Source organism: Streptomyces sp. SID1328 (genome assembly GCF_009865595.1).
In the GTDB taxonomy this organism is placed as follows: domain Bacteria; phylum Actinomycetota; class Actinomycetes; order Streptomycetales; family Streptomycetaceae; genus Streptomyces; species Streptomyces griseoluteus.
Genome location: NZ_WWKH01000327.1, coordinates 1 through 9,663 on the forward strand (window position 1 = coordinate 1; position 9,663 = coordinate 9,663).

The window sequence follows — 9,663 nt, forward strand, 5'->3', positions numbered from 1 at the left end:
GCCGTGCCAGAACCCGGCGAACCCCTGCTCCAGCCGCTCCTCGTAGAGCCCGCCCCACCACGCGCGGACCCACGCGTGCGTGAAGTCCGGGAACACCGACTCACCGGCCCGCCCCTCACCCCGTACCGTCCGCCCCGACGCGTCCCGCACGAAGGCGTCCACGGCCGAGCCGCCCTCGTACACCGCGTCCCCCGGCACCACCCGTACCGCCGCGTCGACGGCCGACACCAGCCGCACCCCGTCCCGGCGCAGTTCCTCCGCGAGCACCGGCAGCTTGGGGAAACGGTCGGGGTCGACGCTGAAGGGGCGTCCGCCGTCGTGGTGGCCGGCGTCCAGATGCAGGGCGTCCAGGGGCAGATCGCGCTCCTGGTAGCCCGCGACGATCGCCCGTACCTCCTGCTCGCCGGCGAAGTCCCGCGCGTGCTGGTGTCCCAGCGCCCAGGCGGGCGGCAGCGCGGGCGCGCCGGTCAGCGACGCCCATACGCCGAGCACGCGCGCGGGGGTGCCCACGATCACCCAGCAGCGCAGCGGGCCCCCAGCCATCCGTATCTCGCAGCGTCCGGCCCGGTCGTGCCCGGAACCGGCGCCCTCCTCGCCCTCCCGCAGGACCACCGTCCCGTCCCAGGGCGTGTCGTGGAAGACCAGATGCGCCGAGGCGTCCGCCACCACGAGCTGCACCGGCATCGCCACGGGCACCGCCCCGTTCCACAGCCGGTACGAGCCGTCGCGCAGCCGGGGCCCCGAGGTCCGCCCGCCCAGCCCGAAGAACCGGGCGTCCGCCGCCACCTCGGCCCGCTGCGTCCAGCGCGCCGCACCCCCGCCCAGGGGCTCCCACCAGCGCGGCGGCAGCTCCCGGCGCAGCACCAGACCGCCGGGCGTACGGATCTCCACCGCGCCGTGCCGGGACACCGCGACGGTCACCCGCTCGGCCACCACCCGCCAGCCGCCGTCCTTGTCCGGTTCCAGCAGCGCCCGGGGATCGACCTCGGGCGGCCCACCGGCCAGCGCGTACGACGGCTCCGGACCCGCCCCGTCCCAGCCGAGGAACACCGCCCCGCCGACCGCCACCACGATCCGCAGCTCCGAGCGCGCGAACCGGATCACCCCACCGCCCGGCTGCGGTTCCGCGTCCCGCACCTCACCCGGCACCCGCGCCCGCTCCGCACCCCTCGGCGGCAGCCCCACGGCATCGCTGCGCCTGCGGTGCCAGGCGGCCCGCACCGCCCGCATCCCCCGCGCGGCGCGTCCCGCGCCGACCCCGCCCCACGAACGCACCAGGTCACGACCGTTCATGCTGCTCACCCTGTCACTGTGCGCACCACGCGCGTGTGCCGTTCAACTGCCGTTCACCGTGGTGGGACCACATCGTTGACACACGCACCATGTGGGGGCGTGCCCTGGTGCCGAAGTCGATCACATGGCATCGTCCCTGTCAGCCCTGTCCCGCGCACCCCTCAGCCGTGCGCGGACGACGCAACGACGCGTACAGTCCGGGAGCCGCATCATGTCCACCGAGCATCCGCAGCCGCTCTGGCAGCCCACCGACGAGCGGATCGCCCGTGCCCGCATCACCCGGTTCCAGGCATGGGCCGCCGAGCACCACGGCGCCCCGGCCGGGGGCGGCTACCCGGCGCTGCACCAGTGGTCCGTGGCCGAGCCGGAGGACTTCTGGACGGCCGTCACCCAGTGGTTCGACGTCCGCTTCGCCACGCCCTACGCGCGCGTGCTCGGCGACCGCGCCATGCCCGGCGCCGAGTGGTTCCCCGGCGCCACCCTCAACTACGCCGAGCACGCCCTGCGCGCCGCCGACGACCGCGCCGACGAACCCGCGCTGCTGTACGTCGACGAGACCCACGAGCCCCGCCCGGTGACCTGGGCCGAACTGCGCCGCCAGGTCGGCGCGCTGGCCGCCCGCCTCCGCGACCTCGGCGTCCGCCCCGGCGACCGGGTCAGCGGCTACCTGCCCAACATCCCCGAGGCCGTCGTCGCCCTGCTCGCCACGGCCGCCGTCGGCGCCGTCTGGACCTCCTGCGCGCCCGACTTCGGTGCCCGCAGCGTCCTGGACCGCTTCCAGCAGGTCGAGCCGGTCGTCCTGTTCACCGTCGACGGCTACCGCTACGGCGGCAAGGAGCACGACCGCCGCGAGACCGTCGCCGAACTCCGCCGCGAACTGCCCACCCTGCGCGCGGTCGTGCACATCCCGCTGCTCGGCACCGACGCCCCCGAGGGCGCCCTGGACTGGGCCGGCCTGACGGCCGGCGACGCCGAACCGGTCTTCGAACAGGTCCCCTTCGGCCACCCGCTGTGGGTGCTGTACTCCTCCGGTACGACCGGCCTGCCCAAGGCCATCGTCCAGTCCCAGGGCGGCATCCTCGTCGAGCACCTCAAGCAGCTCGGCCTGCACTGCGACCTCGGCCCCGAGGACCGCTTCTTCTGGTACACCTCGACCGGCTGGATGATGTGGAACTTCCTCGTCTCCGGCCTGCTCACGGGTACGACGATCGTCCTGTACGACGGCAGCCCCGGCTACCCCGACACCGGCGCCCAGTGGCGGGTCGCCGAACGCACCGGCACCACGCTCTACGGCACCTCGGCCGCCTATGTCATGGCCTGCCGCAAGGCGGGCGTCCACCCGGCCCGCGACTTCGACCTCTCCACCGTCCGGTGCGTCGCCACCACCGGCTCCCCGCTGCCCCCGGACGGCTTCCGCTGGCTGCACGACGAGGTCGGCGACGACCTGTGGATCGCCTCCGTCAGCGGCGGCACCGACGTCTGCTCCTGCTTCGCCGGAGCCGTCCCCACCCTGCCCGTGTACACCGGCGAACTCCAGGCCCCCGGCCTGGGCACCGACCTCCAGTCCTGGGACCCCAGCGGCGCGCCGCTGGTGGACGAGGTGGGCGAGCTGGTCGTCACCAACCCCATGCCCTCCATGCCGATCCGCTTCTGGAACGACCCCGACGGCAGCCGGTACCGCGAGAGCTACTTCGACACCTACCCCGGCGTGTGGCGGCACGGCGACTGGATCACCGTCACCTCACGCGGCTCGGTGATCATCCACGGCCGCTCCGACTCCACCCTCAACCGCCAGGGCGTCCGCATGGGCTCCGCCGACATCTACGAGGTGGTCGAGCGCCTCCCGGAGATCAAGGAGTCCCTGGTCATCGGCATCGAACAGCCCGACGGCGGTTACTGGATGCCCCTCTTCGTCCACCTCGCCCCCGGCGCCGCCCTGGACGACGCCCTGCGGGACCGGGTGAAGAAGGCCATCCGGGAACAGCTCTCGCCCCGGCACGTCCCGGACGAGATCATCGAGGTCCCCGGCGTCCCGCACACCCTCACCGGCAAGCGCATCGAGGTCCCGGTCAAACGCCTCCTCCAGGGCACTCCGCTGGAGAAGGCGGTCAATCCCGGCTCCATCGACGACCTGACCCTGCTCGGCTTCTACGAGCAACTCGCCCGCAAGCGCGCCTGACCCTGCCTCAGCCGCCGTAGGTGGCCTCGGACTCGCCCAGCACGGCCGCGAAGTCCGAGGCCAGCCGCGCCGCCTCCGGCGGTTCCAGCTCCGCCGTGGTGATCCGCACCCCCGGCGCCGACGCCAGCCGGAACCGCGTCCCGGCCGCGACCCACCAGCCGCGCGACCGCAGGCCGTTCACCACGGCCGACTCGTCCCGCACCGGCACCCAGAGGTTCATCCCGCTCCCCCCGTGCGCGGGGATGCCCCGTTCACCCAGCGCCCGGGCCAGCGCGGTCCGGCGCAGCGCGTACTCCGCACGCGCGCGTGCCACCAGCGCGCCCGTGGCGGGGTCCGTGAGCAGACCGTGCACCGTCTCCTGGAGCAGATGACTGACCCAGCCCGAGGTCAGCAGCAGCCGCCCGTCGTGCCTCGCCAGCGTCACCGGGTCGCACGCGGCCGCCGCCCACCGCAGGTCGGTGCCGAGGAACTTGCTCACCGTCCGGACGTGGGCCCAGCGGGCCGGCCCGGCCGTGGCCAGCGAATGCAGGGGCGCACCGGAGATGTCGGACGCGTGGTCGTTCTCCAGCACCAGTACCTCCGGCGCCGCCCGCAGCACCTCGGCCAGTGCGTCCCGGCGCGCCGGTGAGAAGGCCCCGCCGAACGGATTCTGCGCCCGTGGACTGAGCACCACCGCGCGCACCCCGGCCCGCAGCGCGCCCCGCAGCTCCTCCGGGCGCATCCCCTCGCCGTCCACCGCGACCGGCACTGTACGCAGCCCCAACGCCGCGACGAGGTCCAGCAGATGGTGATAACCGGGGTCCTCCATCGCCACGGCGTCCCCGGGCCGCAGCTCGGCCGAGAGCACCCGGCCGACGAAGTCCAGCGTGCCGTGCGCGAACGTCACCTGCTCCACCGGCACCCCGTCGGCGCCGATCCACTCCCGCACCGCGCTCTCCAGCCGCGCGAGCCGGGATCTTGAACGGTGCGAGCGGACACCGGGGGAGAGGCGCGAGGGCGGTACCAGCGCCGGCAGCAGCGCCGGATCGGGGTGCCCGCCCGCCAGGTCCCGCAGGCCCTCGGGCACCTTGGGCGGGCGCCGGGACGCCACCGAGGGCGCCTCCGCCACGACCGTCCCGCCCCGGCCGCGGGTCACCACGATCCCGCGCCGCCGCAGCTCCTTGTACGCGGTGGCCACGGTACCGGGACTCACCCCCAGCTCCTCCGCGAGCCGCCGCACCGGAGGCAGCGCCGCTCCTGGCGCCAACGCGCCCTCGGAAACGCCCTGTTCGACGGAACGCGTAATCCCCTTGGCGGTCGTACCGCTGATCTCATATTGTGTTGCCACGTAGCTGATTATGTATCAGTACATAAATCGAGGCAAGGGGGAACCGTGGCCGCGAAGCCCGGCGCAGCCAACCACCGAGCACGCATACCGGGAGGCCGTGACGGACGCCGGATGCTCGCCGTCACCCTCCTCGACCGCATCGGCAGCGGCCTGTGGGCCTCCGTCTCGGTCCTGTACTTCACCTACGTCTCGCACCTCTCCGCCGCCCAGGTCGGCACCCTCGCCGCGGTCTCGGGCGCCCTCGGCATCGCGGGCGCACCCCTCGGCGGCCGCCTCGCCGACCGCTTCCGGCTCACCCACGTCCTGATCGCGCTCCAACTCCTGCGCGCCGTCGCCTCGTTCGCCCTCCTCACCACCGACCATTACGGCCTGCTGGTCGCCTACTCCGCGCTCGGTGCCCTCGGTGACCGCGCCGCCAGCATCCTCACCAAGCTGTACGCAACCCGCGTCGCCGGACCCGAGCGCGTCCGCTACCAGGCCTTCAACCGCACCGCCGCCAACGCCGGCTGGGCCCTCGGCGGCCTCGCCGCGGCCGCCGCCCTCACCCTGGGCACCACCACCGCCTACCGCTGGCTCCTCACCGGCGACGCCCTCTCCTTCGTCCTCGTCGCCCTCCTCACCCTCACCTGCGCCGAACCCCCCTCCGCGAGCCACGTCGCCGCGACCGCCGAGGACACGCCCCGCGCTCGCCCCCGCACCGCCTGGCGCGACCGCACCTACCTCGCCTACGTCGGCACCGAGACCGTGCTCTTCCTCGACGACACCTACTTCAAGATCGGCCTGCCGCTCTGGATCGCCCACACCCCGGGCGTCCCGCACGGCCTGGCACCCTTGCTGTTCGTGCTCAACAGCGCGCTGGTCGTCGCCTTCCAGGTACCGCTCGCCCGCTTCGGCGCCACCACCGAGGCGTCCCGCCGGCTCCTCGTCCCACTGGCCGCCCTCTTCGCCCTGGGCGGCCTCACCATGACCCTCTCCGCCACCGGCGACCCGATCCGCGCGACCTGCCTGCTCACCGCCTCGGCCACCCTCTTCACCCTCGCCGAGATGCTGCACGCCACCGTCTCCTGGGAACTCTCCGTCGCCCTCGCCCCCGACGACGCCCAGGGCAGCTACCTCGGCGTCCACGGTCTCGCCCAGGCCGCACAGCGCTCCCTCGGCCCCCTCGCCGTCACCGCCGCCCTCACCCTCGGCCCCCTCGGCTGGACCGCCCTCGGCACCACCATCGCTCTGACCTGCGGAATCCAGCACCGCCTGGTCCGCGACCGGCTCCGCCCGACCCCGTTGTCAGTACCCCCGGTTACGGTGAGTGAGCACTGATCGACAGCGCACACACAGGGGGAAACCATGGCGCACACCGACCACCAGACCATGCGACGCGTCCTGCGCCGCGAGATCGCGGGCACCGTCGGCCTGCTCACCGACGAACACGACTTCCGCGCCATGCGGCGCTACCGCAGCTTCATCTTCGACGACCACACCACCTACCTGCGCCAGATGGAAGCCGTCCTCAAAACCCGTGCCGCGCAAGGCAGTCACACCGCACTCGCCCTCTTCGACCCCGAGGAGTACGCCGAGTTCTGCACCGCCACCGGCATCGACCCGGAAGCCCCCGCCAGCCGCAGCCGCTTCACCGCCGAACTCGCCGCCCTCGGCCCCACCATCCCCTACGAGGGCGAACCCCTCACCGCACTCCTGCCCGCCCTCGTCGGCGAAGCCGTCCGCCAGGCCACCTGGGAGTACGCCACCACCCTCCTGACCCGCCTCGGCCCCTGCGCCACCTGCGGCGAGGACATCGGCCGTGCCGCCTTCGTCCGCGCGTCCGCCCTGCTCGCCCGCGTCCTGGAAACCGCGCCACCCGGAGCCCAGCACCTGGTGTGCAGCGTCGCCGGACCACCCGAGACCCTCGTCGCCGTGCTCCACGCCGATGCCGACGCCCACGGCACCGCCGAACCCGACCAGGCCGAGGCACTCGAATTCACCAGCGTCCTCGCCCTCGGCCTCGCCACCCGCAGCCCCGGCGGCCTCGTCATCCGCGTCAGCGCCCCCGACCGCCCCGACCGCGTCCACGGCTGGCGCCTGCGCGCCGGACACCTCCAGCCGCTCACCGCCTCCGAGGTCTTCGACGCCTACTGCACCGACATCGACACCGGCGACCTCATCGCCCCCGAATCAGGCGTCGACTACCGCGCGGCCCCCGACCTCGCGGACGACCAGGAAGACCACGGACACCACCACTGAAACGCGCCAGGGGCGTCCCACCCGAAGGATAGGACGCCCCTGACCACCACGAACCCACGCGCACACCGACGTGCCGCGGTACCGGCTACTCGCCCGACAGCACCGTCTGAGCCGCCGCCCGCGCCTCGTCCGCGCTGTCCGCCGCACGCGCGGCCGCCGCGGCCCGCTCGCACTGCGCCAGCGTGTGCTTCGCCAGCGTCGCCCGTACATACGGGATCGACGCCGCACCCATCGACAAGGAGGTGACACCCAGACCCGTCAGCACACACGCCAGCACCGGGTCGGACGCGGCCTCACCGCACACCCCGCAGCTCTTGCCCTCGGCCCGCGCCGCCTCGGCGGACAGCGCGACCAGGTCGAGCAGCGCGGGCTGCCACGGGTCCTGCAGCCGCGACACCGCACCCACCTGCCGGTCCGCCGCGAAGGTGTACTGCGCCAGGTCGTTCGTGCCCAGCGACAGGAACTCCACCTCCCGCAGGATCGACCGCGCCCGCAGCGCGGCCGACGGGATCTCCACCATCGCGCCGTACTTGGCGTGCAGCCCCGCCTCCCGGCAGGCGTCCGCGAACGCCTTGGCGTCGGCACGGTCCGCCACCATGGGCGCCATGACCTCCAGGTGCACCGGCAGCCCCTCGGCGGCCTTCGCCAGCGCGGTCAGCTGCGTCCGCAGCACCTCCGGGTGGTCCAGCAGCGCCCGCAGTCCCCGCACACCGAGCGCCGGGTTCGGCTCGTCGGCCGGCGTCAGGAACTCCAGCGGTTTGTCCGCACCCGCGTCGAGCACCCGCACCACGACCCGGCCCTCGGGGAACGCCTCCAGCACCTGACGGTAGGCCGCCACCTGCTTCTCCTCGGACGGCGCGTTCTTGCTGTCGTCCAGGAACAGGAACTCGGTACGGAACAGACCCACACCCTCGGCCCCGGCCTCCAGCGCGGCCGGCACGTCCGCCGGGCCGCCGATGTTGGCCAGCAGCGGCACCTTGTGCCCGTCGGCCGTCACACCGGGACCGCTGGATGCGGCCAGCGCCGCCTTGCGCTCGGCGGCGGCCGACTCCAGCCGCGCCGTCGTCTCCTCGGTCGGATTCACGAAGATGTCGCCCGAGCTGCCGTCGACCGCGATGACCGTGCCCTCCGGCAGCTCACCGGCGCCGGGCAGCGCGACCACGGCCGGTACCCCGAGCGCCCGCGCCAGGATGGCGCTGTGGCTGGTCGGCCCGCCCTCCTCGGTCACGAAGCCCAGCACCAGCGCCGGGTCCAGCAGTGCGGTGTCGGCGGGGGCCAGGTCACGGGCCACCAAAACATAGGGGTGGTCACTGTCCGGCACACCCGGCATCGGCACCCCGAGCAGCCGCGCCACGATGCGGTTGCGCACGTCGTCCAGGTCGGCGACCCGGCCCGCCAGGTACTCACCGGCATTGGCCAGCAGCTCGCGGTACGCCGCGAACGCGTCGTACACGGCGCGTTCGGCGGTGCTGCCCACGGCGATCCGCCGATCCACGTCGGACATCAGCTCGGGGTCCTGGGCCATCAGGGCCTGGGCCTCCAGCACGGCCTGCGCCTCGCCGCCGGCCAGGTTGCCGCGTGCCGTCAGGTCGGCGGCCACGGCGTCCACGGCCTGCCGGGCACGGCCCTGCTCGCGCTCCGCGTCCTGCGTCGGGATCTGCTTGGCCGGCGGCTCCAGCACGGCCGTCCCCATGTGCCTGACCTCGCCGATCGCCACACCGTGGCTGACACCGACGCCTCGCAGCGTTGTCTCCATCTCACCGTCTCCGCTAATGCGGTGGCCCCCGCCACCGCGTTGGTTGTCGTATATGCCTTAGGACGGCCGAGCCGTCAGGACAAGGAGATCAGGACCAGGAGAAGAGGCTGTCGCCGGTCTTCACGTCACCGGTCTCGCGCAGCTCGGCGAGGGACTCGGCCGCGGCCTCGAGCGCGACGACGGGACAGATGGGGGACTTGCCGGCGGTCTCGACCGCTGCCGGGTCCCAGCGCACCATGGCCTGGCCACGTGCGACGGTGTCCCCCTTGTTCACGAGCAGCTCGAAGCCCTCGCCGTTGAGCTGGACCGTGTCGATGCCGAGGTGGACGAGCACACCGTGCCCGCTCTCGTCGACCACGACGAACGCGTGCGGATGCAGGGAGACGACGACGCCGTCCACGGGGGACACGACCTCGGAGGGCTCACGCACCGGGTCGATCGCGGTACCGGGGCCCACCATGGCCCCGGAGAAGACCGGATCGGGCACGTTGGCCAGTCCGATGGCGCGTCCGGCGAGGGGGGACGTCACGTTGGTCATGGGGGGCCTCCCGATGAGTGGGGTAGGTGGCGGTTCCCCAGAGAAGTTAGCAGCTAGTGGTCTAGACCACCATCCTCGGGGGTTTGCGTCGTCGTCAGGACTTGTGTACAGTCATCGTCCTGCCTGAGACCGGGTGGCGCGACAGCGCGCTCATCCTCGGCAGCACCCAAACTCGTCAGATCCTATCTCGGGATCAGTTCTCGCATGTCTGCGATCGACTGGTCAGGGACACGGAAAAACCCTGCTAGAGTTTGGACCGCCGGAAAGGAAAACACCGAAGCGGAGACGCCGAAGTGAAAACCTGGAAAGCACCGAGGAAATCGGATCGGAAA

At 73.0% G+C, this 9,663-nt stretch carries 7 protein-coding genes; 3 read left to right on the forward strand and 4 right to left on the reverse strand.

The annotated features are described in order from the left end of the window. A partial coding sequence (locus GT030_RS09555) for a TIM-barrel domain-containing protein (RefSeq protein ID WP_272920675.1) occupies nucleotides 1-1,293 on the reverse strand: 1,293 nt, incomplete at its 3' end. A 211-nt stretch (nucleotides 1,294-1,504) separates the two neighbouring features. On the opposite strand from GT030_RS09555, the gene GT030_RS09560 reads away from it, so the two are divergent. Further along, nucleotides 1,505-3,472: an acetoacetate--CoA ligase gene (locus tag GT030_RS09560; RefSeq protein ID WP_161200723.1), complete on the forward strand. Its 1,968-nt coding sequence runs from the start codon at nucleotides 1,505-1,507 to the stop codon at nucleotides 3,470-3,472. 7 nt (nucleotides 3,473-3,479) lie between these two features. Here GT030_RS09560 and GT030_RS09565 read toward each other — a convergent pair whose 3' ends face one another. Continuing rightward, nucleotides 3,480-4,799 (reverse strand): aminotransferase class I/II-fold pyridoxal phosphate-dependent enzyme, encoded by a 1,320-nt coding sequence (locus GT030_RS09565; RefSeq protein WP_161200724.1) that lies wholly within the window; start codon nucleotides 4,797-4,799, stop codon nucleotides 3,480-3,482. 45 nt (nucleotides 4,800-4,844) lie between these two features. Between GT030_RS09565 and GT030_RS09570 the strand changes: the two genes are divergently transcribed. Together GT030_RS09570 and GT030_RS09575 are read left to right on the forward strand one after the other, a co-directional pair. Continuing rightward, complete coding sequence (locus GT030_RS09570; protein WP_346009602.1) at nucleotides 4,845-6,116, forward strand: MFS transporter; 1,272 nt, start codon at nucleotides 4,845-4,847, stop codon at nucleotides 6,114-6,116. Between the two features lie 27 nt (nucleotides 6,117-6,143). Next, a complete protein-coding gene (locus GT030_RS09575) occupies nucleotides 6,144-7,037 on the forward strand; it encodes a hypothetical protein (RefSeq protein WP_161200725.1) in 894 nt (297 codons plus the stop codon). A gap of 85 nt (nucleotides 7,038-7,122) precedes the next feature. Here GT030_RS09575 and ptsP read toward each other — a convergent pair whose 3' ends face one another. Both ptsP and GT030_RS09585 read right to left on the reverse strand, forming a co-directional pair. Then, complete coding sequence (ptsP, locus tag GT030_RS09580) at nucleotides 7,123-8,793, reverse strand: phosphoenolpyruvate--protein phosphotransferase (RefSeq protein ID WP_161200726.1); 1,671 nt, start codon at nucleotides 8,791-8,793, stop codon at nucleotides 7,123-7,125. Between the two features lie 88 nt (nucleotides 8,794-8,881). Beyond that, nucleotides 8,882-9,331 (reverse strand): PTS glucose transporter subunit IIA, encoded by a 450-nt coding sequence (locus GT030_RS09585; RefSeq protein ID WP_161200727.1) that lies wholly within the window; start codon nucleotides 9,329-9,331, stop codon nucleotides 8,882-8,884. Between the last annotated feature and the right edge of the window lie 332 nt (nucleotides 9,332-9,663).

Bases quoted from the DNA above. Each gene is read 5' to 3' on its own strand.
- GT030_RS09560 (WP_161200723.1), top strand. From the start codon at position 1,505: ATGTCCACCGAGCATCCGCAGCCGCTCTGGCAGCCCACCGACGAGCGG.
- GT030_RS09575 (WP_161200725.1), top strand. From the start codon at position 6,144: ATGGCGCACACCGACCACCAGACCATGCGACGCGTCCTGCGCCGCGAG.
- GT030_RS09585 (WP_161200727.1), bottom strand. From the start codon at position 9,331: ATGACCAACGTGACGTCCCCCCTCGCCGGACGCGCCATCGGACTGGCC.
- ptsP (WP_161200726.1), bottom strand. From the start codon at position 8,793: ATGGAGACAACGCTGCGAGGCGTCGGTGTCAGCCACGGTGTGGCGATC.